Here is a 25,417-nt window from a genome sequence, read left to right on the forward strand (position 1 = left end):
AGGCCGGCGCGATGCTGCCCCCGCCCCCCGCCGATCTGCTCGACGGCGCCGCGCTGTTCCTCGATTTCGACGGCACGCTGGTGGAGCTCGCCGCAACCCCGGCCGCGATCGTCGTGCCGGCCTCGCTCAAGGCCTTGCTGCCCCGGCTGGCGGCCGCGCTCGATTGGCGGCTGGCGATCGTCTCCGGCCGCGCGGCGCACGAGATCGTCCGCTACCTGGCGCTCGATCCCGCCGCCCCCGGCATCGCCATCGCGGGCAGCCACGGGCTGGAGCGCGTCCATCCCGACGGCCGCCGCGAGGCTCCCGCCCCGTCGGCCGGCGTCATGATGGCGACGGCGGCGCTCCGCCGCGCCACGGCCGCGATGCCCGGGGCGGCAGTCGAGGAGAAGCCGTTCGGGGCCGCGCTCCACTATCGGCTCGCCCCCGCGCGCGCCGCCGAATGCGAGGCGTTGGCGGAGCGCGTGGCGGCGGAGACCGACCTCCACCTCCAGCGCGGCAAGATGGTGGCGGAGCTTAGGATGTCAGGCGTCGACAAGGGCGGCGCCGTGGCGGCGCTGCTCGCCGAGGCGCCGATGCGCGGGCACCGCCCAATCTTCGTCGGCGACGACCTGACGGACGAGGCGGGCTTCCGCGCCGCCGATGCCGCCGGCGGGGCGGGCATACTGGTCGGCGAGCGGGAAGGCAGCGCCGCGCGCTACGCCCTGCCCGACGTGGGCGCCGTCGTCGCCTGGCTGGAACGGGCGACAGGATGAACATCCATTCAGCAACCAACCGCGTGGGTGAGCGGTTGGAAGGAGGCTCAGGGCGGTTCCGCCCGCCGGGGAGCGTAATGCCGCGATGAGCCGTCTGATCGTGATCTCCAACCGGGTGTCCGCGCCAAAGGGCGAAGCGGGTGCGCAGGGCGGGCTGGCCGTCGCGTTCGCGGCGGCGCTGCGCGAGCATAAGGGCCTGTGGTTCGGCTGGTCCGGCGAGCCGACCGACCGGTTCACCGGCGAGATCGACTATCAGGACGTGCGTGGTGTCTGCACCGCGACGATCGACCTCGAAGACCAGGATATCGAGGAATATTACAACGGCTATGCCAACCGCACGCTGTGGCCGCTGTTCCACTTCCGCGTCGATCTCGCCGAGTTCGAGCGCGACTTCGCGCAAGGCTATCAGCGCGTCAACGAACGCTTCGCGGACACCGTCCGCCCGCTGATCGAGGATGACGACCTCGTCTGGGTGCAGGATTATCACCTGATCCCGCTCGGCGAAGAGCTGCGCAAGCGAGAGCTGCGCAACCGGCTCGGCTTCTTCCTTCACATCCCCTGGCCGCCGCGCCACCTGCTCGCCTCGCTGCCGCACGCGCGCGAGCTCGTCAGCACGATGTTCGCCTACGACGTGATCGGCTTCCACACGACCGAGTGGCTGGAGGCCTTCCTCGACTACGCGCTCGGCGAGATGGGCGCGGACCTCCTCGACGACGGCACGATCCGCTTGGGCGACCGTACCGTCCGCGCGATATCGTGCCCGATCGGGATAGACACCGCCGAGTTCGTCGCCGCCGCCTCCAGCCCGCAGGCGCGGCTCGCCTACCGGCGCATGAAGGACTCATCCGACGGCCGCGACCTCATCGTCGGCGTCGACCGGCTCGATTACTCGAAGGGCCTGGAGGAGCGCTTCGCCGGCTACGAACGCTTCCTGGAAGAGCATGAGGAAAGCCGCAAGGAGGTGTATCTCCTCCAGATCGCGCCCCCGTCGCGCGGCGACGTCGAGACCTATCAGCGCATCCGCGCCACGCTGGACGGCCTATCGGGCCGGATCAACGGCGCGCACGCCGATCTCGACTGGGTGCCGATCCGATACGTCAACCGGGGGTTCCCGCGCGCCGTGCTCGCCGGCGTCTACCGCGCCGCGCGCATCGGCCTGGTGACGCCGTTGCGCGACGGCATGAACCTCGTCGCCAAGGAATATGTCGCGGCACAGGACCCCGAGGATCCGGGCGTCCTCATCCTGTCGCGCTTCGCGGGCGCGGCCTTGCAGATGACGGACGCGGTTCTCGTGAACCCCCACAGCGCCGAGGAGCTGTCCGACGCCATCGAGCTCGCGCTCAAGATGCCGCGCGACGAGCGCGTCGCGCGATGGCGGGCACTGATGGACGGGGTCGAGCGCCAGGACGTGATCTGGTGGCGCAAGCGCTTCACCGACGCGCTCGCGCGTTCCGATCAGTCGTGGGAGGATGCCCCCGCCGCCGCGGCGGAATGAGCGCCGGCGTGCAGCATGACCTCCCCGCGCGCGCGGGGCAGCGCCTCCGGCATTTCGGCGGCGACGAAGGCGTTCATCGCCTCGCGGACGTTGCAACGCAGGTCGAACGCGCGACCGGCGTCGCTGGCGCTGACGAGACAGCGCAGCTCCAGCCACCCGGGCGTGCCGTCCGTCACCTGGAGCCCGCAGGTCCGCCCGTCCCACAGCGGGTCGGCGGCGACGATCTCGGTCAGCTTCGCGCGCAGCCGCGCGATGTCGGCGGTGCGATCGACGTGCAGGAAGGCGGTGCCGAGCAGATCGGACGAGTTGCGCGTCCAGTTCTGGAAGCTGTCCTCCAGGAACTTGGAGACGGGCACCACCAGCCGCCGCTGATCCCACAAGGCGACGACGACGTAGGTGAGGCGGATCTCCTCGATCCGGCCCCACTCGCCCTCGACGATCACGACGTCGTCGAGGCGGATCGGCTCGGTGAACGCCATCTGCATGCCGGCGATGATGTTCTTGAGCGCGGGCTGCGCGGCCGCGCCCACCGCCAGTGCGCCGATGCCTGCCGATGCCGCCAGCGTCACCCCCACCGCGCGCACTGCCGGGATCGACATCAGCATCAGGCAGACGGTGACGAGCAGGACGAGGAACAGCGCGATGCGGTAGAGGATGCCGGCGCGCGTGCGCTGGCGCCGCGCGAGCAAGTTGTCCGCGACGCTGATATCGGCGCGGAGCTGGACGATGTCGTTGAACGCACCGAGCAGCGCCGCCACCAGCCAGCCGACCATCGCGGGCACGACGAGCCCCGCGCCGAAGCTCCACCAGTCGCGGCCGATCGGCCCCAGCTCCATCGCCGGCTGCATGGCGGCGATCGCCAGCAGAGCAAACAGCGCGCGCGTCGGCCGGCGCAGACGCGCGAGCAGCAGATCGTCGCCCACGCCCCGCGTGCGCGCGGCGCCGCGCCGCAGCACGAGATCGATCGCGGCGTGGAGCAGTAGCGCCGCCAGGACGGCGGCGCCCGCGATAACGCCGTAGCGGATCCAGATGGCGGCGTCGGCGCCGTAGTGCGTCGTCAGCGACTTCAGGTTCAGCATCGCGCCGGAACGAGGCGCCCGTGCTCCCGTTCCGCACTGCAGCGTGAGCGATCGTTGCCAACCATCAGCCCGGACTCGGCCGGCATGGCCGCAGTGCCACCCCTACCGATGCGGCGATCAATCCAGCGCGGCGGTGCCGGTGTCGGCCGCGGCAAGTCCGGTCGCGACAGCGCAGTCACCCGTCACCTGATGCGAGCCGTAATGCGGCAACTTGCCCGCCGGCACGTGGATCGCGACGGTTCGGCAGGCGGAGCCGGTCTGGGTCACGGGACGGTAGGCTTTGTGCGGGCTACGCCCCGATGCGGGTCCGCCGCCGTCATGATGGGTGACGCCGATCGTCGCGGCGGCGAGATTGGGGGCGACGGGCGTCGCGAGCAGGGCGGCGGCGAGTGCGATGCGGATCATGGCGATGGATCTCCGTTGTCAGTCCGCACATGGGAACCCTGTTTTGCGCGCCCGTCGCGGGCGTGTAAGATTTCGTGTCCGCCCGCTTGTCGCTGCCCGTCGCCCTCGCGAAGTGCTCCGCCATGACTTCCCCCGTGATCCTGCTCGTCGAGGACGATCCCGCGCTCCGCACGCTCACGACGCGCGCGCTCCAGGAGAACGGCTATAGCGTGCGCCCGTGCGCGTCGGCGCCCGAGATGTGGCAGGCGCTGAAGATCGGGCCTGCCGACCTCGTGCTGCTCGACATCATGCTGCCGGGCACCAGCGGTCTCGACATCGCGCGCGCGCTTCGCCGCGAGAGCGAGGTGCCGATCATCTTCGTCAGCGCGCGCGGCAGCGAGACCGATCGCGTCGTGGGCCTGGAACTCGGCGCCGACGACTATCTGCCCAAACCCTTCTCGACGCGCGAGCTGATCGCGCGGGTGCGCGCGGTGTTGCGGCGCGGCGGGCTGGAGCGCGGCACCGTAGATCGCGGCGAGGGGATCGCCGAGTTCGACGGCTGGACGCTGTCCCTCCCCCGCCGCGAGCTCACCGCGCCGTCGGGCGCCGCCGTCGAGCTCACGGGCGCCGAGTTCGACCTGCTCGCCGCACTGATCGACCATCCCCAGCGCGTCATCGCGCGCGAGCGGCTGATCGAGCTGTCGCGCACGCGGATGGGCGACAGCTCGGATCGCTCGGTCGACGTCCTCATCAGCCGCGTGCGGCGCAAGCTGACGAGCGCGGGACGCGAGGCGCCGATCATCACCGTGCGCGGCGTCGGCTACATGCTCAACACCGAGGTGGCGCGGCGATGACGTGCCCGGCCGCGCGGCGGTGAGGCGGGCGCGGCGCTCGCTCGGCCTGCTCGGCCAGCTGCTCGCGATCCTGCTGCTGACCGTCACGGTCGAGTTCGCGGCGAGCACCCTCCTCTACGAACGCTCCGCGCGCGCGCTGGTGCGCGATGACGAGGCGCAGCGCCTGGCCGAGCATCTCGTCGTCGCGCGCGCTCTCGTGCAAGGTCAGCCCCTTCCCGAACGGCCCACGATGGCGCGGCGGACGAGCACGCAACGCTACGCCATCAGTTGGGCGGGCAATGCCGCGCCGCCCGCCGACACGACGCCCGCCATGGCGGCGATGCGCGGCCGCGTGATCGATTGGGAGCCGTCGCTGTCGGGCAGCGACCTGACGCTGCGCCTCGTCGGCGTGGGACGCGAGCCGGCGCTGCTCGGCGGGCTGCGGCTGGACGACGGGACGTGGCTGCGCTTCCGCGCGGCGGCACCGTCGGGCGGGGCGTCGATTACGAACCGCATCCTGCTCGCGGTGCTGCCGGCGGCGCTGGTGCTGCTGCTCGGCGCCGTCCTGTTCCGCCGCGCGCTGAGGCCGATCGCTGCGCTGTCGCACGCCACGGAGCGGGTCGGCGCCGAGCGCGACGTGCCGCTCGCCGAGGCGGGCCCGCCCGAGGTGCGTCACCTGGTGCGCAGCTTCAACGCGATGCAGGCGCGCATCCGCGAGCTGATCGCCGATCGCACGCAGGCGCTCGCCGCCGTGGCGCACGACCTGCGGACGCCGCTCGCGCGGCTCGGCCTGCGCATCGACGCGGTGGAGGCGCGGCAGGATGCCGCCGCGATGCGCGGCGACGTCGCGGAGATGGAGGCGATGGTCGCCTCGCTGCTCGCCTTCCTCGGCGGCGAGAACGATCCCGAGACGCCGCTGCTCGCCGATGTGGGCGTGCTCGTCCAGACGATCGTCGACGATGCGGCCGATCGCGGCGGCGACGCGCGCTACGACGGCCCCGACCATCTCGACGTGCGCGTGCGCGTGACGGGGCTGCGCCGCGCCGTCGCCAACCTCGTCGAGAACGCGCTTCACTATGGCGAGAGGGCGGCGGTGTCGCTCGCGGTGGAGGGCGACCGTATCGTGATCCGCGTCGACGACGACGGCCCCGGCATCCCACGCGATCGGCTGGACGACGCGCTGCGACCGTTCACGCGGCTCGATCCCGCACGCGGGCGCAACACGCGCGGGTTGGGGCTCGGCCTCACCATCGTCGCGCGCGCCGCGACGCTGGAGGGTGGCGCGATCCGGCTCGTCAACCGGACGGAAGGCGGGCTGCGCGCGGAACTCGCGCTGCCCCGTCGCTCGTAGCGGCGCAACATTTCCTCACGCCTGCGCCGCACTGCGGCAAGGCGTCAGGGGTAGCTGTGATCCGAGGCCGCACCCGCGGCTAACGGAGCTTCCATGATCGACATCATCGGCCGCGTCATCGAGTTCGAGACTCGCGTCTATCCCGAACGCGGCGACCTCTACGCCCGGCTGGCCGAGCACGGCCAGAGCCCGAAGGCGCTCATCGTCTCCTGCTCCGATTCGCGCGTCGTGCCCGAGCACGTCGTGCAGGCGGAACCCGGCGAGCTGTTCACCTGCCGCAACGCCGGCAACATCGTGCCGCCCTTCATGGAGGTGAACGGCGGCGTCTCGGCCACCGTCGAATATGCCGTCGCCGTGCTCGGCGTCAGCGACGTGATCGTGTGCGGTCATTCCGACTGCGGCGCGATGAAGGCGGTGGCGAACCCGGCGGGGCTGGACGCGCTGCCCAGCGTCGCCGCCTGGCTCGGCCACGCCGCCACCGCGCGTCGCGTGGTCGGGGAGGCCTATCCGGAGCTCGACGGCGGCGATCGCGTCCGCGCGATCAGCCTGGAGAATGTCGTGGCGCAGCTCGCCCACCTGCGCACCCACCCGTCGGTCGCGGCGCGGATCGCGACGGGATCGCTGACGCTCCACGGCTGGTTCGTCGACATCCACGCCGGCCAGGTGCTCGGCCTCGACGGCGAGAGCGGGCGGTTCGTGCCGCTGCGCGAGGGCACGCTGCCGGTCGCGCAGAAGGCGGAGCGACGCCTCGCCGCCGCGCAGCCCCTCGCCGTCGCGGCGGAGTGAGCGCGGTGGTAGGGATCATCCGCCGCTTCGCCGGCCCCAATCCGACAGCCGATCTCACCGCGTCGATCGTCGTCTTCCTCGTGGCGATGCCGCTGTGCATGGGCATCGCCGTCGCCTCGGGTGTGCCGCCCGAGAAGGGCCTCGTCACCGGCATCATCGGCGGGCTGATGGTGGGCCTGCTGGCGGGCTCGCCGCTCCAGGTCAGCGGGCCGGCGGCGGGTCTCGCCGTCATCGTGTTCGAGATCGTGCGCGAGCATGGCCTCTCCGCGCTCGGCCCGATCCTGCTGCTCGCGGGGGCGGTGCAGTTCCTGGCGGGCACGGCGCGGCTCGGCGGCTGGTTCCGCGCGATCTCCCCCGCCGTCGTGCACGGGATGCTCGCCGGCATCGGCGTGCTCATCGTCGTCGGCCAGTTCCACGTCCTGTTCGACGGCAAGCCCGGACCAAGCGCGGTCGGCAACCTCGCCGCCATGCCGGCGCGCGTGCTCGGCCTCGATGCCCAATCCTTCGGACAGGCGGAGCGCGCCTTCTTCGTGGGCCTTGCCACGATCGGCGCGATGCTCGGCTGGGAACGCTGGCGCCCAACGCGGCTGCGGCTGGTGCCCGGCGCGCTCGTCGGCGTGATCGCGGGAACCGTTGCCGCCAACCTGACACTCGGCTTCGGCGACGTCAGGATCGCGCGCGTCGCCGTTCCCGAGAGCCTGCTGGCCGCGATCGACGCGCCGGGTGCGGGCTTCGTGGCGCTGCTCGCCAGCCCGTCCATCTGGGCGAGCGCGCTGGCCATCGCGTTCATCGCATCCGCCGAGACGCTGCTCTCGGCCGCCGCCGTCGACAAGATGCACGACGGCCCAGGCTCCGATTTCGACAAGGAGTTGCGCGCGCAGGGGATCGGCAACCTGCTGTGCGGGCTGGCGGGTTCGCTGCCGATGACGGGCGTGATCGTGCGCTCCTCGGCGAACGTCCAGGCGGGCGCCGCGACGCGACGTTCGGCGATCCTGCACGGCGCGTGGATCCTCGGCTTCGTGGCGCTGCTGCCGTTCGTGCTGCGCCAGGTGCCGATGGCGGCGCTGGGCGGCGTCTTGGTCGTCACCGGCGTGCGGCTGGTCGGCGTCGCGCATGTCCGCCACCTGTTCGGCCGTTACGGGCCGCTGCCCGCCCTCATTTGGGCGGCGACGCTGGTGATGGTGGTGGCGGAGGATCTGCTGACCGGCGTGCTCGTCGGGCTCGGGCTGTCGCTGATCGAACTCGTACCTCACGCGCGCCGCCTGCGGCTGGGGGTGGAGGCGCACCACCATGACGAGGCGAGCGACATCGCGCTCGACGGCGCCGCGACTTTCGTGACGCTGCCTCGCCTCGCCCGCGTGCTCGACGCGGTGCCGGCGGGGCGCACCGCGCGGCTCGACGTCGCCGGCCTCGTCGCGATCGATCATTCGAGCGCCGAAATGCTCGGCGAGTGGCTCGCCCGCCGTCGCGCCGTCGGCGCGGTGACCGAGATCACCGGCGGCGCCACTCGGCTGCGGCTCGCCGCCTGATCCGGTGCGGGCGCCCTGCCGGCGCGCCCGCCCGCCCAGATTAGAAAGCGGCGGAGACCGAGAAGATCACGCGCGAACCCGCGATCGTCTTACCGTTGCCCGTATCCGAGAAGTTGGGCTGGAGGTACGCCGCTTCGCGCTTGGAGATATCGGTGTCGGTGTAGGCGACGCCCAGCGTAACCGGGCCATAGATCGCGTAATCGACGCCCAGCATCCAGTCGAGATACTCGCCCGTCGGCGCCACGCTGGTGCCGTTGGGGCCGAGGCCGTTATTGCCCCAGCTATAGCCGACATGGCCCTTGGCGGTGGCCTTGGTGCCGGGAATGGCGACGGCGGCGTCACCCCACAGGTAGGTGTTGTCCTCCTTGTCGCCGGGATCGTCATAAACGCCGGTCTGCGCCGACGCGCCCGAGAAGTAATATCGGCCGAGCGCCTGCTGCTTGGGCGCGTAGGCGGCGCCCACCGTCAGGCCCGCCGGACCGACCGTGCGCGACAGCTTGATGTAAGGTTCGGCGAAGTCGGTCTCGTCGGCGCCGCCGGGATACATGTACCAGGTAAGGCCCAGGTCCACCGTCGTGCCGGCGAACTCGCGCTTATAGCCGCCGATCAGGTCGAGCTCCAGGTTGGCGCCGCCGAACGTGCCCCAGCCGGCGAGGTTCGATGCCCAGAAGCCGCCGTAGAAGCCGCTCTCGTGCGTCGCGGTGATGCCGCCCTGCACCGCCGGATTGCGATCCGACTGCGAGACGCCGCGGAACCGGTAGTCGGTGACGAGCGCGATCGAGCCCGAGACGTTGAGCGGCTTGGACGGATCGGTCTGCGCGAGCGCGGGGGTGGCGAGCGGCGCCGCGGCGAGTAGCGCGGCCACGGCGGTGACATGACGGATCTTCATTGCAGGAACACCCTTGTTCAAGGTTGCGGTGTTCCTCCTGCATCCGCACCGCCGCGGCCTCGTGGTGGGCCGACGTCCGGTTCGGACGGTGAGGGTATGACGCCGTGCGGTTGCCCGGCGGCTGCCCGATCGTGACGAAGTGTTGCCGTCCCGGTCAGGGGCGCCTTGCGCGTCGGCCGATCCGCCGTACTTTCGCGCGATGAGCAACCCTCCCCGCCGCGCCGGGCCCGGCGTCGATCCCCTCTTCCTGCAACGCTGGTCGCCGCGCGCCTTGGACGGTTCGGCGATCAGCGACACCGATCTCGACACGCTGTTCGACGCGGCGCGCTGGGCACCGTCCGCCTATAACGCGCAGCCTTGGCGCTTCCTCTACGCGCGGCGCGGCGACGAGAACTGGGCACGCTTCCTCGACCTGCTGGTGCCGGGCAACCAGGCATGGGCGGAGCGCGGCTCGTGCCTGCTCTTCATCCTCTCGGACACGCTGCTCCAGCCCTCGCCGGACGCCGAGCCGAAGCCGTCCTCCAGCCATAGCTTCGACGCGGGCGCGGCCTGGGCGCTGCTCGCCCTCCAGGCGACGCGGCTTGGCTTCCAGGCACACGGCATGGCGGGGTTCGACGCCCCACGGGCGCGGGCGGAGCTGGCGGTGCCGGACCGCTTTCGCATCGAGGCGGCGGTGGTGGTCGGCCGCGTCGCCGATCCCTCGATCCTGCCCGAAGCGCTCCGCGCGCGCGAGATGCCGAGCGAGCGCCGGCCGGTCGCCGAGATCGCCGGCGGCGGATCCTTCGCCTTCTGACGTTCAGGGCGAGAGGCGGATATCGTCGCCCGCCGCCCACCCGCTCGCCCAAGCCCACTGGAAGTTGTAGCCGCCGAGCCAGCCGGTGACGTCCACCGCCTCGCCGACGACGTAGAGGCCGGGCAGCTTGCGCGCCTCCATGCTGCGCGAGGAAAGCTCGGCGGTGCTGACGCCGCCCACCGTCACCTCGGCCTTGGCGAAGCCTTCGGTGCCGCTGGGCACGAAGCGCCAGGCGGCGAGCGCCTGCTCCGCCGTCGCGAGCCGCGCGTCGGCGAGGTTGGCGAGTTCGCCGCCGAGCGCCAGCCGCCCGGCCAGCGCGGCGGCGAGCCGATCGGGCAGCGCGTCGCCGAGCAGCCGCGCGATGGTGGCGCGGGGTGTCGCGCGCTTCGCGCCCGGGAGCCAGCCGGCGCCGCGATCCGGCAGGAAATCGACCGCGATCGCCTCGCCACGCCGCCAGTAGGACGAGATCTGGAGGATCGCCGGCCCCGAGAGGCCGCGATGCGTGAACAGCGCCGCTTCACGGAACGACGCCTCGCCGTGGCGCACCTCGATCGGTGCCGAGACGCCAGCGAGCGCGCGGAACAGCAGGTCGTCGCCGGTGAGCGTCAGCGGCACCAGCGCGGGGCGCGGCTCCACCACCTTGAGGCCGAAGCGGCGCGCGAGATCGTAGGCGAGGCCACTGCCGCCGATCTTCGGGATCGAAGGGCCACCCGTCGCGATCACCAGCGCGGGTGCGGTGGCCGTGCGCGCGCCCAATCGCAGACGGAACAACCCATCGCCATGATCGACTTCACCGATCGCCTGACCCGTCGCCAACTCCACGCCATCGGGACACTCGGCGAGCAGCATGTCGACGATCTGTCGCGCCGAGCCGTCGCAGAAGAGCTGGCCCAGCGTCTTCTCGTGCCAGGCGATATCGTGGCGCTCGACCAGCTCTAGGAAGTCGGCGGGCGTGTAGCGCGCCAGCGCTGATCGCGCGAAATGCGGGTTGGCCGACAGGAAGCGATCGGGCGCCGTGCCGAGATTGGTGAAGTTGCACCGCCCGCCTCCCGAGATCAGGATCTTCCTGCCCGGCCGATCGGCGTGGTCGACGACGAGCACGCGGCGCCCGCGCTGGCCCGCGACGCCGGCGCACATCAGGCCGGCCGCCCCCGCGCCGAGCACGATCGCGTCGTAGCGGTCCTTCGTCACGAAAGCGTCAGTGCAGCTTGGCGATCGACAGCCCGTCGAGCTTGGCGCGCTCCTTCACCGACTCCTCGCTCCGCGTCAGCGCCTTGGCGATCGCGCGGAGCGCCATGCCCTTCTTCGCCAGCGCGTGGAGCTTCTGGATCTCGTCCTGTCGCCAGGGCTGGCGATGTCTCTCGAACTTGTCGGCCATGGCGCCGCCTTAGCCGACCGTCATCGCCAGCGACACCGCCTCGGCGACCTTGATGCCGTCGATCGCCGCCGAGAGAATGCCGCCGGCGTACCCGGCGCCCTCGCCCGCCGGGTAGAGGCCGGCGGTGTTGACGCTCTGATAATCTTGCCCGCGCGGGATGCGGATGGGTGAGGAGGTGCGCGTCTCCACGCCGGTCAGCACCGCGTCGGGATCGTCGTAGCGCGCGATCTTGCGGCCGAAGACGGGCAGCGCCTCGCGGAACGCGTCGATGACGAAGGCCGGCAGGCAGTCAGCGAGATCGGTCGGCCGGACGCCCGGCTTGTAGGAGGGCACGACCTCTCCGAACGCGGTGGAGGCGCGGCCGGCGAGGAGATCGCCCACCGTCTGGCCGGGCGCGGAATAGTCCGAGCCGCCCGCCACGAACGCGCGCGCCTCCAGCTCGCGCTGCAAGGCGATGCCGGCGAGCGGGTGGCCGGGATAGTCGCGCGCCGGATCGATCCCGACGACGAGCCCCGAATTGGCGTTGAACTCGGCGCGCGAATAGTGGCTCATGCCGTTGGTAACGACGCGGCCGGGCTCGGAGGTCGCCGCCACCACGCGCCCGCCCGGGCACATGCAGAAGCTGTAGACGGTGCGTCCGTTGCTGCAGTGATGCGACAGCGTGTAGGCGGCGGCGCCGAGATCGGGGTGGCCCGCGCACGGCCCGAAGCGCGCGCGATCGATCCACGATTGCGGATGCTCGATGCGGACGCCGATCGAGAAGGGCTTCGCCTCGATGCGGACGCCCGCCTCGTGGAGCATCGCGAAGCTGTCGCGCGCGCTGTGGCCGATCGCGAGGACGACTGCGCCCGCCTCCACCCGCGTGCCGTCGTGGAGGCGGAGCCCGGCCAGGCGGCGCGTGCCGTCGCGCCGCATCTCGACCTCGATGTCGTCGACGCGCGTGCCGAAGCGATACTCGCCACCCAGATCCTCGATCGTGCGGCGCATACGCTCGACCATCGAGACGAGGCGGAAGGTGCCGATATGGGGATGCGCCTCGGTCAGGATCCCGGGCGGCGCGCCGGCGGCGACGAACTCCTCCAGCACCTTGCGGCCGAGGTGGCGCGGATCCTTGACCTGGCTCCACAGCTTGCCGTCGGAGAAGGTGCCCGCCCCGCCCTCGCCGAACTGAACGTTCGATTCGGGTTCGAGCACGCCGCGCCGCCACAGCCCCCAAGTGTCCTGCGTCCGCTCGCGCACCACCCGGCCGCGATCGAGTATGATCGGGCGGAAGCCGGCCTGGGCGAGGATCAGCGCCGCGAACAGCCCACATGGGCCCGCACCGATCACGACGGGCCGCGACGTGGAGGAGAGAAGAACGCGCCACGACGCGGTAGCGCGTATCGGGCGTCCGCCGGACGTGCGGATCCCCCGCGAAGCGCGCGAGCACGGCCTCCTCGTCGCGGAGCGCGACGTCGACGCTGTAGACCGTCAGGATCGCCGATCTGCGACGCGCGTCGTGCGCGCGGCGGGCGACCGCGTGCGACAGCAGATCGGCGGGCGCGATCCCCAACCGCCCGGCGACGGCGTCGACGATCGCCGCCGGATCGTGGCCGAGCGGCAAGCGCAGTTCGGAGAGGCGGAGCATGACCACCAACTAGGATGGCGCCACTGCTACGCCAAGGCGCGGATCGACCGGGATGGGCGCGTCAGCCGCCGCCGACGCGCGACAGCGGCACGACGAGAGGGCGCCCCCCGCTGAGGTCGATCGCGGCGCGGATGCCGTAGACGTTCGCGAGCCGCTCCGCGTCGAGCACGTCGGCGGGCGCGCCGTCGGCGACGAGCCGCCCGCCGTCGAGCAGCAGCAGCCGATCGCAGTAGCGCGCCGCCATTGTGAGATCGTGGAGGACGACGATCACCAGCGCGCCGCCCCGAGCCTCGGCCGCCAGCAGCTCCATCACCTCGATCCGGTGCCCGGGATCGAGCGAGGCGAGCGGCTCGTCGGCGATCAGCGCCGGCGCCTCCACCGCCAGAGCGCGCGCCAGCAACGCGCGCGCGCGCTCGCCGCCGGAGAGCTCGGTCGCGAGACGGTCGCGCAGGTGGGCGACGTCGGTTCGCGCCATCGCCCGCTCGATCGCGGCGGCGTCGGCCGCGCCGATCCGCGACAGCGGGCCGAGATGGGGCAGGCGGCCGAGGCCGACCAAGCGCGCGACGGTGAGCGGCCAATGCAGCAGCTGCCCCTGCGGCAGGTAGGCGACGCACCGGGCGAGCGACGCGCGCGACAGCGACGCCGCGTCCTCGCCGTCGATCGCGACGCGGCCGGCGCGCGCCGGCACCAGCGCCAGCATCGCGCGCGCGAGCGTCGACTTGCCGGCGCCGTTGGGGCCGATCACGCCGATCAGCGCCCCCGGCGTGATCTCGGCGTCGATCGCATCCAGCACCGTTCGGCCGCCGAGCGCGACGGAGAGGCCGTCGAGGAGGATCGTCACCACAGCCTACGTTCCCGCAGCAGGTGGACGAGGAACACCGGGACGCCCAGGAAGGCGGTGACGACGCTGAGCTTGAGCTCGCCCGACGTCGGCGCGAGTCGTACGCCGACATCGGCGAGGAGCAGCAGCGCCGCGCCGGCGAGTGCGGAGGGCAGCAGCACGGCGGACGGGCTGCGATCGGTGAGCGGGCGCACCAGGTGCGGCACGATCAGCCCGACGAAGCTGATCGCGCCCGACACTGCCACCGCGCCGCCGACGCCGATCGCGACGCCGAGCAGCAGCCGGCCGCGGACGCGCGCGAGATCGACGCCGAGCGCCCGAGCGCCATCCTCGCCGAGCGTTAGCGCGTCGAGCGCCCGGCCGTCCGCGAGCAGCAGCGCGGCGCCCACGGCGATGCAGGGCAGCGCGATCCGGACGTGCTCGAAGGAGCGATCGTCCAGGCTGCCCATCAGCCAGCTCATGATCTCCATGGCCGCGAACGGGTTGGGCGAAAGGTTGAGCGCCAGGCTGATCGCGGCTCCGGCGAGCGTGGCCACGCCGACGCCGGCCAGGATCAGCGTCAGCGCGCTCTCGGAGCCGCCGGCGAGCAGCACGAGCAGGCCGAGCCCCGCGAGCGCGCCAAGGATCGCCAGCGCCGGCAGCAGCGCCGGGTGCACGGCGGCAAGCCCGAAGTAGAGCGCCGCCACCGCCCCCAACGCCGCGCTGTTGGACACGCCGAGTACCCCCGCCTCCGCGAGTGGGTTGCGCAGATAGCCCTGCAACGCCGCGCCCGAGAGGCCAAGGATGCCGCCCACGGCAAGGCCGAGCAGCGTGCGCGGCAGCCGCAGATCGACGAGGATCGTGGCGGCGACGGCATCGCCGTGGCCGGCAAGCACGGCGAGCAGCCGCGACGGCGCGATCGGCGCCGAGCCGAGCAGCAGCGACAGCGCCGCCGCCGGCACCAGCACCGCCGCCAGGCCGAGGAGCAGCAGCGCGCGGGATCGTCCGTCGGTCACCACGCTCCTCGTTCCCCGCCCGCGCGCTTGTGCCGGGCGGCGCTTGCGATCATGCGATGCCATGCCCCGCGTCGCGCGCGCTCCATATCGCCGGCTCCTGCCGCTGGCGATGCTCTGTCTGGGCGCCGCGCCGGCGCCACCGCGACGCGTCGTCTCGCTCAACCTGTGCGCCGACCAATATCTACTGGCGCTCGCCGATCGCGGACAGGTCGCGGCGCTCACCCGGTTCTCGCGCGATCCGCTGCTCTCCGCCGGCGCTGGCGCGGCGCGCGCGATGCCGGTGAGCGGCGGCGGCGCGGAGGAGGTCCTCGCGCTCGACCCCGATCTCGTCCTTGCCGCGCCCGGACAACCCGCCGCCCGCGTCGGCGCGCTCTCCGGGCGTCACCCGCAATTGATCGAACTGCCGCCCGCCGATAGCTACGCCGCGATTCTCGGGCAGGTTCGTACGGTCGCCGTCGCCGTCGGCCACTCGGCGCGCGGCGAGGCCCTGGTCGCGCGCATGAACGCCGCGCTCGCCGCCCTGCCCCCGCCCCGCCGTCACGGCGTCGCCGCCTATTATCAGCGACGCGGCTACGTGACAGGGGCGGGAACGCTGGTCGACGAGCTGATGCGGCGTGTCGGGCTCGTCAACCTCGCGACGCGGCTGGGGCGGCCGGCGCTGTCGCAGCTTACCCTCGAACAGCTCGTGGCGGCGCGGCCCGACTACCTGATCGTCGAGAGCGCGAGCGATCGCACCGCCGACCAGGGCACCGAGATGCTGCACCATCCGGTTCTCGCGGGCATCCCGCGCCTGCGACTGCCGCAGGCATGGACGGTCTGCGGCGGCCCGGCCTACGTGCTCGCGGCGCAAAGCCTGACACGACAGCTCGCATCGCGCGCCACGCGGCGGTAAGCGGTTGGGCATGGACTTCGATCAGCTCCTCGTCCGCTTCTTCGGCACCGACGATATCGCGGCCTTGCCGCCCGACGCGCTGCTCGCCGGCGTCGAACGGCTGCGCCTCCAGTTCGGGCTGGAGCGCGACGGCGGGCGACGCTTCGCCTACTGGTGCCTGCTCCACATGCTCGGCGCCGCGCCCGACATCGTCGACGCCTTCGAGGACGAGGCCGATCGCGAGGCAGCGCGCGACTTCATGGACGCGGCCGATCGCGAGATGCGCGACGAGGCGTAGCGGCGCCGGCGCACGCCCGCTCCCGTCCGGTCGCGAGCTGCCGCTGTCGCGGCGAACCTGCGTCGTTGCCTGCCCCGGTGGTTGCGACTATCCCCGCGTCGAATTCTGGCAATCCAGGCGGCCCGTGGACAGACTTGCCATCGGCATCGACGGCTACAACCTCGCGCGGCGGCATGGAACCGGCGTCGCGACCTACGGCTTCGCGCTCGCGCGGGCGCTGAAGCGGGGCGGCCACACCGTGCAGGGCGTGTTCGGGCTCGATGTCGGGGCAGAGGCGTCGCTGCGCGACGTCATGTTCTTCGATGCCCTGTCGCGTCGCGCGCCGAGCAGCGGCAAGGCCTCCCGCCGCAGCCGCCGGGTGCTGGGGCGGGCCGCCCTCCCCTTCCTTCGCATGCAGGCGGAGGACGTGCCGCTCACGAGCCGCGTCGAGAGGGGTGGCTTCCGCGACAGGCTGCCCGAGTTCGACCGGCTGACGAGCGCGCCACGCCTGTTCGAAGTCGCGTTCCGCCACTTCGCCTTCTACAAGCGGTTCGTCCGCGTGCGGATGACGAATCCTCCGCCGATCATGCACTGGACCTATCCGGTGCCGGTGGAGGTGGAGGGCGCGCTCAACGTCTACACGTTGCACGATCTCGTGCCGCTCAAGCTGCCCTACACAACTCTCGACGTGAAGGGATCCTACGCCGCCATCGTCGGCGCGTGCGTGAAGCAGGCCGCGCACGTCTGCACCGTGTCCGAGGCGAGCCGGCGCGACATCGTCGAGCAGCTCGACGCCGATCCCGCGCGCGTGACGAACACCTACCAATGCTCCACGCTCGATGCGTCCGCCACCGCGCTGCCGGCGGAGGAGGACGCCCGCATGGTGGAGAGCATTCTCGGGCTGAAGCCGCAGGGCTACTTCCTCTTCTTCGGCGCGATCGAGCCGAAGAAGAACGTCGGCCGCCTCATCGAGGCCTACCTCTCGATCCAGACCGAGACGCCGCTGGTCATCGTCGGTTCGAGCGGTTGGCAGAGCGAGGACGAGCTGCGCCTGCTCGCCGGCAACAGCAGCACCGGCGTGCAGCGCGTCGTCAAGCTGGACTATCTGCCACGCGAGCTGCTCACCCGGCTGATCCGATCCGCGCGCGCGGTCGTCTTCCCGTCGCTCTACGAAGGCTTCGGGCTGCCGGTGCTGGAAGCGATGCAGCTCGCCACGCCGGTGCTCACGTCGCACGGCGGCTCGCTGCCCGAAGTGGTCGGCGACGGCGCGTTGGTGGTCGATCCCTACGACGTGGCGATGATCGCGCGGGGGCTTGTCGCGCTCGATACCGACGAGGCGCTGCGGCGGAGGCTGAGCCAAGCCGGGCTGGCGCAATCCGAGCACTTCTCCGAAGCGAACTATATCCGCCGCCTCGATTCCATGTACGCGCGGATCCTGGAGAACGCTCGAACGCGGCGATGATCGGCGTGCGGATCGCGTTCCTTGCGGCACGTGATTGCAAACGGCGGCACGATCCGACAGGGACGCACCGCCGCGCCAACGGAGCACCGATGCGACACCTCGACGTTCAGGAGCCGCGCACGCGCGCGCACCGCCCGTGAAGATACCGCGCGCCCTCCGCGGCGGCGTCCGGCCGACCGCGCGTCTGTTCATCCGCCGCGCCGACGCCGCGCGCGACGAGGCGCGCTGGCGCGATGCCGCGGCGCTTTACCGCGAGGCGCTGCTGCTGGAGCCCGATCATGCCGGCGTGCACGTGCAGGCCGGCCACATGTTCAAGGAAGCGGGCGACTACATGGCTGCGGACGAGCACTACGCCGCCGCGCTCGCGCTCAGGCCGGACGACGCCGACCTGGCGCTCCAGCTCGGCCACTTCAACAAGCTGCTCGGCCGGTTGCGCGACGCGGTGCGCTCCTATGAGCGTGCGGCCGCGCTGAAGCCGGATTGGGACGCGCCCCGGCAGGAGCTCGCGCGCGTCCGCGCCGCCGGGCTGCGGCTGCCCGAGGAGGCGACGGCGGACGAGGTGGTGCCCGACGTGCTGCTTCCGTCCGACCCGCGGCGGCTGTCGGCCGAGCCGAGGCTCATCGCCGCCTATGGTCGCCTCGCGCCCGAGCAGCTCCCGCGCCCTACGCGCGATATGCTCAAGCGCAGCGTGCCCTCGCTCAACATCATCCAGTTCGGCGTTCGCCTGAACAGCTTCTGGGGCATGCGTCGCGTCGTGCGCGGCGTGGAGGCGATCCGGGGCTTCGGCATCTCGACCGAGCCGCTGACCGAGGTGACGGCGCTGGTGAACGGCCTCGTCATCCATCGCGGCCCCGTCAAGGGACCGTACGAGCTGGAGTACGAGCCCGATCCCACCCGGATCCACAAGTATGTCTTCAACATCTGGTATGATTTCTCTCGATTCGCGCTCGGTCGCCACGTGCTGGAGCTCCGCTTCCGCGACACCTTGCTCAAGGTCCGCTCGCACTTCGAGGAGTTCGTGGTCGAGCCGCCGCTCCTTGAGGCGGACCATCCCGGCTCGGATGGCGTCGTCACGCTCGATCCCGCCGATCCGCGCCCGATCGCCGAGCAGATCAATGCCCGGCCGAGCGTGATCCACGAGGCGGCGCGCGCGAACATGCTGCCCGAGATCCGCAACATCCTGGTGATGCGGCCCGATCAGCTCGGCGACCTCGTCGCCTCGATCCCCGGCCTCGAGCGGCTGCGCGAGCTGTTCCCCGATGCCAGGATCGTCGGCCTATGCAGTCCGGCCAACGCCGATCTCGCGCGCACGCTGAACATCTTCGACGATCTCGTTGTCTCGCGCTTCGACGAGGACATCACCCTGCGCGGCCGCACGATGGACTGGGAGGCGCAGGAGCGACTACGCGAGACGCTCGCCGCCTACAGCTTCGACGTCGCGATCGACCTGTCGAGCAGCCGCATGTCGCGGCCTTTCCTGATGCTGTCGGGCGCGCCCTTCCTCTATGGCTTCGACGATCCCGATTGGCCACGCCTCAACGCCAGCGTCGACGACGCCTACCACGATCCCAAGAACCACCGCGAGATCGCCTCGCATTCCACACGCATCCTCACGATGATTGAGCGTCTTGCGGCGCTGGCGAGGAGCAGCGCCCGCGTGCTTCGTCGCGACGATCTGCCACGCGAGCGGCTCGAGGCGTTCGGCATAGGCGCGGGCAATCGCTTCGCCGTGCTGCACATGGGTGCGCGGATCGTGTTCAGCCGCTGGGCGCACTACGTGCCGCTCGCCGAGCGGCTGCATCGCGAGACCGACCTCAAGATCGTGCTGTTCGCGGACACGCCGGGTCTCCGCGACCGGCTACCGCCGGAGATGGCCGCGTCCGACCGCGTCGTCGTGATCGAGGGCCACCTGCCCTTCGACGAGTTCGACGCGCTGCTCTCCTATTGCGACGTCTATGTCGGCAATGATTCGGGGCCCAAGCACCTCGCCTCGTTGCGCGGCGTGCCCGTCGTGAGCATCCATTCCGCGCGCATCAACTGGAGCGAGTGGGGCCAGGAGCATGGCGGCGTGATCGTCACGCGCAAGGTGCCGTGCGCGGGCTGCCTCATCTATCATGACGTCGACGAATGCGGCGCGGACTTCGTGTGCGTGACCGCGATCGGTCTCGACGAGGTCTACGACGCCGTCCGGCGCTACGTCTGATCCGGGCGCCATGATGCCGACGATCACGCTGATGGTGTGGCGAGCGTCGCTCGCGACGGCACGACCGGTGCCCGACGCGACCGATCTCGACGACTGGGCCGTGATCCTCGCCGAGGCGGGCGAGGCGGGCGCCGCCGCCCTGCTTCGCGACGCGGCGGCGATCAGCCGCGGCCTCCCTGCGCCGGCCACGCCGGTGGCAACGCCGCGGCGCGCGATCGACATCCTCTTCGCGGAACTCGACACCTTGGCAGCCGGATTCGCGCCGCGCGCGACGCCGCCGGCGCCGCGTCGCTTCTCGGGGCGGCCGGATGAAGCGGCGGGGATCGGGCCGTCGATCCCGCCGCCCTCGCCACCCGCCGATCTCGCGGCGGCCGGCGCGGGGCTGCGCGCCTTCCTCTCGGCTCCCGCGCCGGACGACGCGCAGGCGGCTCGCGCCGCCGCCACCCTCGCGGGCCTCGTCGAGGCGCACGCGCGGCTGCCCGACCTGGATTACCGCATGCTGCGCGACGCGCCGCTCGACGAGCTGGCGTTCGCGATCGCGCTGACCGCACTCGGCGACTTCGCGCTCGCCGTCCGCGACCTGGCGACGCCGCCGCTCGGGTCGATCCGGCTGCTCCACCGCGTCGCGCGCCTCGATGCGGATGGGCTGGGGCCTTACCTGTCGGCTGTCCGGCGGGTCGCGCAACGAGGCACGGACATTTTCGAGTTCGCGCGGCGTGCCGCCGGCGATGCGGGCGAGGACGACGCGTTCGAGGCGTGGATCGCGCTCCTGGCGCGCGAATGCCCGGAGCCGCTGCTCCTCGATGTCATCGACGACCTCGGCGATGCCAACCGATCGGCGGTGCTGCACCTGATCCTGGATCGCGTGCTGTCGCGCTTCGCGGGCGTAGAGCTCGACGTCGTCCGCCGGGTGCGTGACGCCGGGCTCGACAATGGCGATTGGCGGCTCGCCGCACGCGCGCAGGCGGCGATCACCCGGCTTCGGCCGCGTGACCACCACGAACTCGTCATCCTTGGCTCGATCGAGGCCACCGCCGGCGACTTCGAAGCCGCCGAGATGACGTTCGTCGAATGCCTGCGACGCTCGCCGCAGGACGAGGACGCGGCGGTCCGATTGCTCGCGGCGCGGCGACACCGCTTCGAGGGGCTTGAGGTGCTCGGCGGCTATGGCGCGCCACCCGTACGCACCGAGGCGCGCCTCCGCCGCCGCAGCATCATACCGCCCTACCCGACGCGCCGGGGCGAGCGGCTTTTCACGGTCGACGTCTGATTAGGATCAGCGTCGGAGCAACGTTGTACCTTTTACGCTTGCTCCTTAACGCTGACGCGATCAGCCCAGGCTACCGTCGGATGCGGCGATCCGATCCAGGTGCCGCCGCATTTCACCTAGGTTTGCTTCTTCGTTGCGGACAAACCAACATTCCTCCAAGCGTTGCCCACCGTTCAAGAGGGTTAGAATGCAGCAGGATCAAACGCGGATTGCGACCCATCTCGCCAAGTCGTTCCTACGGCCGTTGCGACCATACGAACTTGTCGGCACCCCACGCGTGCGCCTCGGCCGAAACTTCGACGGAGGCTACATAATGCTCGACCGCTTCGACGGCGTGCAAGCGGCCTATTCCCTCGGCATCAACGATGACGTCTCCTGGGATTATGACATCGCCGTTCGCGGAATTGACATTTTCCAGTACGACCACACGATCGAGCAACTGCCATTCGAGCATCCACGCTTCCATTGGAAAAAGCTGGGTATCTCAAATGATCTAGTTCCAGGTATGGCCACGATTGAGTCATTGATCGTTGAAAATGGGCATCAAGACGCAGATAATATGATCTTGAAGTGTGACATAGAAGGGGCTGAGTGGCTGGCGCTATGCTTTACGCCCAACAATGTCCTGGCTAAATTCTCGCAGATCGTCTTGGAAGTACATAATCTTCAACTTCTGCGGGATCAGCAATTTGCACATACCGCCCGGCAGGTGGCGCTTAATCTCACGGCATCGCACCACGTCGTCAACGTGCACGGCAACAACTTCTCTCAATTCGAGGCAGTGGGCGGCATCCCTCTTCCCCAGTCGCTAGAATTGACGCTCGCGCGCAAGAATTTGGGCGAATTTATACCTTCGACGCGCATTTTCCCGGCCGACGACGATATGCCCTGCAACCCGAGGATTGCCGAGATGCACTTGGGGCCGTTCGTCTACTGAGCCGTTCGATCCGCGAGGGTACAAGCGGCTGATCGGCTAGGCGCCGGCGACTTGCAGATAGGGCGCCGACGCCGCCAGCACCTCGTCGACGCTGATCGCGGTGACGCACACATAGTCGCGCGCGCACTCTTCCGGCTCGTGGTAGATGTGGCAGGGCGAGCATGGCACCCGTCGCGTTACGATCGCTCCGGAGCCCCCCTGCCCCCACTCGCCCCAGTTGGTGCGGGCGCAATGCACGCTGACGACGTTCGCGCCGCGCAATGCCGCCAGGTGCTTGGGCCCCGAATCGTTGCCGACGAACAGCGCACAGTGCGCCACGAGCGCGTCCAGATCCTCGAACGGCAGGCGTTCGTCGATCAGCAGGTAGCGCGGATGGCCGGCCAGCGTAGCGGGCAGGCGCGCGCGCTGATCGACCTCGTCGGTGAGGTGGACGACCTTGAGGTCCCGCTCGAGCAACCGCTCAGAGAGCGCGGGATAGTAGGGCCAGCGGCTGAACGCGATGCGCGCGCCGTCGTGCAGCAGCACGAAGCGCTCACCGGGCGCGAGCCCGAAGCGCGCCAGCCTTTCCACGCTCCCTGCCTCCGCCGGCACTACCGGACCGGCGTCGGCGAACAGCGTGCCGAGCGCCTCGACCAGCGCCAGCGTCCTCGCCGCCGACGGCAGAATGCTGGCCTGGCCCAACGCGTCGCGCACGTCGAAGTCCAGCGCCGCGCCGAGCCAGGGCGACTGCTCGCGCCCGAAGCCGACCGTCAGCTTGGCGCCGGACAGCAGCATCAGGTTGCGCGAGACGTCGGCCGGCGCGAGATCGATCGCGACGTCGAAATCGTAACCGTGCAGCCGCTCGCGAAGCCGCTCCTGCTCGGGCGCGGCCATCACGCGGCGGCGCTCCTCCCGCACGTCGGGGAAGTCGGCGATCAGGATCTCGTCGAACAGGCCGAGCGATCGGGCAAGCCCCTCGTTCGCGGTGGTGAACAGCCCGACGAGCAACGCGTCGGGCGCGAGCGCGCGCAGGCGGCGTAAAGCCGGCACGGAGATGGCAAGATCGCCGAGCTGGTCGGTGCGGAGCACGAGGATCCGCTGCGGCGGCGCGATCAGGCGCTCGGCCGGCCTGCGGACGACGCTCGGTCGCGCGTCGATCTGCGCGTCGAGCGTACGCGGATCGCAGGGATCGATAGGCGGCACCCACGCCTCGCTGCCCGGCACCTCGGGCGTGGCGGCGGGCGGCTTCAACACGACATAGTCGCAGAAGCGACGTCGCTCGTCGAACCGATCCGCGTCCTCGCCGGCGCGGAAGCGCAGCTCGACATGATAACGGCCCGGCACGAAGCGGGAGAAATCGATCCACGCGTTGAACACGTATTTGCGCAGGGGCGCCGACGCGACGTCGGCGGGCAGCGGGTAGGCGCGCACCGCCTGCTCGTGCACGACGTAGCCGTTGAGCAGGATCTGCACGTCGCGGATCGGGTCGCGTGAGACGCACGAGCCCAGGATCGCCTCGATGCCGCGCAGCGTGCGCGCGGTGCCCCACGCCGTCCGGTCGAGATGGCCAAGACGCCGAATCGAGACGCCTTCGGGGGGCGGATCGGCGCGGCCGAGACGAGTGGGGAGATACTCGGTCAACAGCCGGTCGCGCGCGCTCTCGTACAGCGGCTCGGGCGCTGGAGCGAGCAGGCGGCCATCGTCGGCGAGCGCGCCCTCCCCCGCCTGGTCGCGCGGCAGCGTGACGGTCGCGAGCCGTTCGAGCTCGGTGACGGGATCACGCCAGTCCGGGCGCAACGTCGCCGCTCGCTCATACGCGCCTTTCGCCTCTGCGACCCGGCCGGCGACGCGGTGGAAGTGGCCGAGCTGGAGCGCGAGGTCGGGGTCGTCGGGCATGAGGCGCAGCGCCGCCTGATAGTGCCGCTCCGCCGCCGCCAGCTCCCCCGCCTCCTTGCGCATGTGGCCGGCCTGGACGTGTGTGCGTCCCCCGTCGGGACGCAGCCTCAGCGCCGCCTCGTACAGCGCCGCCGCATGAGTCCAGCGTCGTTCGCGTGCGGCGCGTGCGGCGCGCGATACGAGCCTCGCCGCGCGCAGCCTGCCCAGCAGCGCCACCGCAGCGCCGCCGCGGCCGCTAGGAGGAGGACGCCTGCGGAAAGAAGGTCTCCTCCTCCGCAGGCATCCGCTCCGCCGCCACGGGGTCGGGCGCGTCAGCCGCGCGCGCGACGAGCCGCGAGGTCGAGTGGCCCTCGGACAGTCGTGCCAGCACCACCTGCCCGCCGCGATCTTTCACGATCGACGCGCCGACGACCTTGTCCTCGGTATAATCCTCGCCCTTCACCAGCACGTCGGGCTGGAGCGCGCGGATGGCATCGAGCGGCGTGTCCTCGTCGAACAGGATGACGGCAGAAACGCCGCGCAAACCGCCCATCACGGCGGTGCGCGCGCGCTCGTCCTGTACAGGCCGCGTCGGCCCCTTCAGCCGGCGCACCGAGGCATCGCTGTTGAGCGCGACGATAAGCCGGTCGCACGCCGCCGCCGCCTGGCGGATCAGCGAGACGTGGCCGGGATGGAGGAGATCGAAGCAGCCGTTGGCGAAGCCCACGGTCAGCTTCTCGCGGTGCCACGCCCAGCGCAGCGCCACCGCCTCCTCCAGGTCCACCAACCGGCCCTCGTCGGTGAGCGTCACGCTCGTCTCGGCGGCAAGGGAGGCGGCGAGCTCGTCGCGCGTCACGGTGGCGGTGCCGCGCTTGGAGACGACGATACCCGCACCGTGATTGGCCATGCGGATCGCCGCCGAGACGGGCAGCTTCGCAGCCATCGCCGCCGCGATCACCGCCACCACGGTGTCGCCCGCGCCCGACACGTCGAACACCTCCTGTGCGACGGTGGCGAGGTGGAGCGGCGGCTCGTTGACCGGGAAGTAGGACATGCCCTTCTCGGACCGGGTGAGCAGGATCGCGGCGCCGCACACCGCCTGCGCCGCCTCCGCCGCCGCCTGCGCCTCGGCATCGGTCTCGCACGGCAGGCCCGTCGCGTCAGCTAGCTCCTTGCGGTTGGGCGTGAGGATCGTGGCGCCGCGGTAGCCGGAGAGATCACGCCGCTTGGGATCGACGAGCACCGGCTTGCCAAGTCCGGCGGCGCGGTCGAGCACCGCGCGCAACAGCCGGTCCGAGCACACGCCCTTACCGTAATCGGATACCACGACGACCTCGGCGTCCGCGATGGCCGACAGCGCGGCGGCGACGCAACGCTCCTCGTCGTCCCGCGAGAGCGGCCCCTCGTCCTCATGGTCGACGCGGACGATCTGCTGCTGGTCGCAGACGATACGCAGCTTCTGCGTCGTCCGGCGCGAGGCGCTGGCGACGACGCCCGCGCAATCCACCGCGCCGAAGCCGGTCATCGCATCGATCAGCGGGCCGCGCATCTCGTCCTCGCCGACGAGGCCCACGACGCGAACGCGCGCACCCAGCGCGGCGAGGTTCGCGACCACGTTGGCGGCGCCGCCCGGCACGATGCGCTGCGAGGAGGCGCGCAGCACCGGAACCGGCGCCTCGGGCGAGATCCGCCGAACGTCGCCGTTCAGATAGCAGTCGATCATCAGGTCGCCGATGATGGCGACGGTGTGCTCTCCGAGGAGATCGACCTGAAGGCTGTCCATCTTCATCTTTTCCAAGGAAAAACGCGGC

At 71.2% G+C, this 25,417-nt stretch carries 22 protein-coding genes and 1 pseudogene; 13 read left to right on the forward strand and 10 right to left on the reverse strand.

The annotated features are described in order from the left end of the window. Positions 1–11: 11 nt before the first annotated feature. Positions 12–752 (forward strand): trehalose-phosphatase, encoded by a 741-nt coding sequence (otsB, locus tag ACOFKX_RS14405; RefSeq protein WP_419827767.1) that lies wholly within the window; start codon positions 12–14, stop codon positions 750–752. 85 nt (positions 753–837) lie between these two features. Beyond that, positions 838–2,247: an alpha,alpha-trehalose-phosphate synthase (UDP-forming) gene (locus ACOFKX_RS14410; RefSeq protein ID WP_419827768.1), complete on the forward strand. Its 1,410-nt coding sequence runs from the start codon at positions 838–840 to the stop codon at positions 2,245–2,247. On the opposite strand, the gene ACOFKX_RS14415 is transcribed toward ACOFKX_RS14410, so the two are convergent. Further along, on the reverse strand, positions 2,208–3,326 hold the full coding sequence (locus ACOFKX_RS14415; RefSeq protein WP_419827769.1) for a mechanosensitive ion channel family protein: 1,119 nt from the start codon (positions 3,324–3,326) through the stop codon (positions 2,208–2,210). The two genes, ACOFKX_RS14410 and ACOFKX_RS14415, sit on opposite strands and share 40 nt — an antisense overlap. 117 nt (positions 3,327–3,443) lie before the next feature. Then, the gene (locus ACOFKX_RS14420) at positions 3,444–3,731 is read right to left on the reverse strand and encodes a hypothetical protein (protein ID WP_419827770.1); all 288 of its coding nucleotides are present in this window, start codon (positions 3,729–3,731) and stop codon (positions 3,444–3,446) included. Between the two features lie 122 nt (positions 3,732–3,853). Between ACOFKX_RS14420 and ACOFKX_RS14425 the strand changes: the two genes are divergently transcribed. The 4 genes from ACOFKX_RS14425 (at position 3,854) to ACOFKX_RS14440 (ending at position 8,209) form a co-directional block, all read left to right on the forward strand. After that, on the forward strand, positions 3,854–4,564 hold the full coding sequence (locus ACOFKX_RS14425; protein WP_419827771.1) for a response regulator transcription factor: 711 nt from the start codon (positions 3,854–3,856) through the stop codon (positions 4,562–4,564). 1 nt (position 4,565) lies between these two features. Beyond that, positions 4,566–5,894 (forward strand): ATP-binding protein, encoded by a 1,329-nt coding sequence (locus ACOFKX_RS14430; RefSeq protein WP_419827772.1) that lies wholly within the window; start codon positions 4,566–4,568, stop codon positions 5,892–5,894. A 93-nt stretch (positions 5,895–5,987) separates the two neighbouring features. Continuing rightward, positions 5,988–6,680: a carbonic anhydrase gene (locus ACOFKX_RS14435; protein ID WP_419827773.1), complete on the forward strand. Its 693-nt coding sequence runs from the start codon at positions 5,988–5,990 to the stop codon at positions 6,678–6,680. 14 nt (positions 6,681–6,694) lie between these two features. Further along, complete coding sequence (locus ACOFKX_RS14440) at positions 6,695–8,209, forward strand: SulP family inorganic anion transporter (RefSeq protein ID WP_419828272.1); 1,515 nt, start codon at positions 6,695–6,697, stop codon at positions 8,207–8,209. 40 nt (positions 8,210–8,249) lie between these two features. Here the strand turns inward: ACOFKX_RS14440 and ACOFKX_RS14445 are convergent, their stop codons facing one another. Then, positions 8,250–9,098, reverse strand: coding sequence for a TorF family putative porin (locus tag ACOFKX_RS14445; protein ID WP_419827774.1), 849 nt, complete (start codon positions 9,096–9,098; stop codon positions 8,250–8,252). Between the two features lie 199 nt (positions 9,099–9,297). On the opposite strand from ACOFKX_RS14445, the gene ACOFKX_RS14450 reads away from it, so the two are divergent. After that, on the forward strand, positions 9,298–9,891 hold the full coding sequence (locus ACOFKX_RS14450; RefSeq protein WP_419827775.1) for a nitroreductase family protein: 594 nt from the start codon (positions 9,298–9,300) through the stop codon (positions 9,889–9,891). A 3-nt stretch (positions 9,892–9,894) separates the two neighbouring features. Here the strand turns inward: ACOFKX_RS14450 and ACOFKX_RS14455 are convergent, their stop codons facing one another. The 5 genes and pseudogenes from ACOFKX_RS14455 to ACOFKX_RS14475 all read right to left on the reverse strand — a co-directional run bounded on the left by ACOFKX_RS14455 (position 9,895) and on the right by ACOFKX_RS14475 (position 14,732). Further along, entirely contained in the window at positions 9,895–11,082 is a 1,188-nt protein-coding gene (locus tag ACOFKX_RS14455; protein WP_419827776.1) for an NAD(P)/FAD-dependent oxidoreductase, read from the reverse strand. A 7-nt stretch (positions 11,083–11,089) separates the two neighbouring features. Then, positions 11,090–11,269, reverse strand: a complete 180-nt coding sequence (locus tag ACOFKX_RS14460; RefSeq protein ID WP_419827777.1) for a hypothetical protein — start codon at positions 11,267–11,269, stop codon at positions 11,090–11,092. Between the two features lie 9 nt (positions 11,270–11,278). Next, a pseudogene (locus ACOFKX_RS14465) lies at positions 11,279–12,896 on the reverse strand (NAD(P)/FAD-dependent oxidoreductase). Positions 12,897–12,957: 61 nt separating this feature from the next. Beyond that, positions 12,958–13,740, reverse strand: coding sequence for an ABC transporter ATP-binding protein (locus tag ACOFKX_RS14470; protein WP_419827778.1), 783 nt, complete (start codon positions 13,738–13,740; stop codon positions 12,958–12,960). Next, positions 13,734–14,732: a FecCD family ABC transporter permease gene (locus tag ACOFKX_RS14475; RefSeq protein ID WP_419827779.1), complete on the reverse strand. Its 999-nt coding sequence runs from the start codon at positions 14,730–14,732 to the stop codon at positions 13,734–13,736. The genes ACOFKX_RS14470 and ACOFKX_RS14475 overlap by 7 nt, the downstream gene beginning before the upstream one ends. 61 nt (positions 14,733–14,793) lie before the next feature. Here ACOFKX_RS14475 and ACOFKX_RS14480 point away from each other — a divergent pair, with 61 nt between their 5' ends. The 6 genes from ACOFKX_RS14480 (at position 14,794) to ACOFKX_RS14505 (ending at position 21,752) form a co-directional block, all read left to right on the forward strand. Further along, complete coding sequence (locus ACOFKX_RS14480; protein WP_419827780.1) at positions 14,794–15,624, forward strand: ABC transporter substrate-binding protein; 831 nt, start codon at positions 14,794–14,796, stop codon at positions 15,622–15,624. Positions 15,625–15,634: 10 nt separating this feature from the next. After that, complete coding sequence (locus ACOFKX_RS14485; protein WP_419827781.1) at positions 15,635–15,901, forward strand: hypothetical protein; 267 nt, start codon at positions 15,635–15,637, stop codon at positions 15,899–15,901. Between the two features lie 124 nt (positions 15,902–16,025). Then, on the forward strand, positions 16,026–17,342 hold the full coding sequence (locus ACOFKX_RS14490) for a glycosyltransferase family 4 protein (RefSeq protein ID WP_419827782.1): 1,317 nt from the start codon (positions 16,026–16,028) through the stop codon (positions 17,340–17,342). Between the two features lie 136 nt (positions 17,343–17,478). Continuing rightward, positions 17,479–19,545: a glycosyltransferase family 9 protein gene (locus ACOFKX_RS14495; protein WP_419827783.1), complete on the forward strand. Its 2,067-nt coding sequence runs from the start codon at positions 17,479–17,481 to the stop codon at positions 19,543–19,545. A gap of 13 nt (positions 19,546–19,558) precedes the next feature. Next, complete coding sequence (locus ACOFKX_RS14500; protein WP_419827784.1) at positions 19,559–20,815, forward strand: hypothetical protein; 1,257 nt, start codon at positions 19,559–19,561, stop codon at positions 20,813–20,815. Positions 20,816–21,002: 187 nt separating this feature from the next. Further along, a complete protein-coding gene (locus ACOFKX_RS14505) occupies positions 21,003–21,752 on the forward strand; it encodes a hypothetical protein (RefSeq protein ID WP_419827785.1) in 750 nt (249 codons plus the stop codon). 36 nt (positions 21,753–21,788) lie between these two features. Here the strand turns inward: ACOFKX_RS14505 and ACOFKX_RS14510 are convergent, their stop codons facing one another. Beyond that, positions 21,789–23,843 carry a glycosyltransferase family 9 protein gene (locus ACOFKX_RS14510; protein WP_419827786.1) on the reverse strand — a complete coding sequence of 685 codons (2,055 nt, stop codon included), beginning with the start codon at positions 23,841–23,843 and terminating at the stop codon, positions 21,789–21,791. A 19-nt stretch (positions 23,844–23,862) separates the two neighbouring features. Beyond that, positions 23,863–25,389, reverse strand: a complete 1,527-nt coding sequence (locus tag ACOFKX_RS14515; protein ID WP_419827787.1) for a PfkB family carbohydrate kinase — start codon at positions 25,387–25,389, stop codon at positions 23,863–23,865. Between the last annotated feature and the right edge of the window lie 28 nt (positions 25,390–25,417).

It is taken from the genome of Sphingomonas sp., assembly GCF_965200105.1.
In the GTDB taxonomy this organism is placed as follows: Bacteria; Pseudomonadota; Alphaproteobacteria; order Sphingomonadales; family Sphingomonadaceae; genus Solisphingomonas.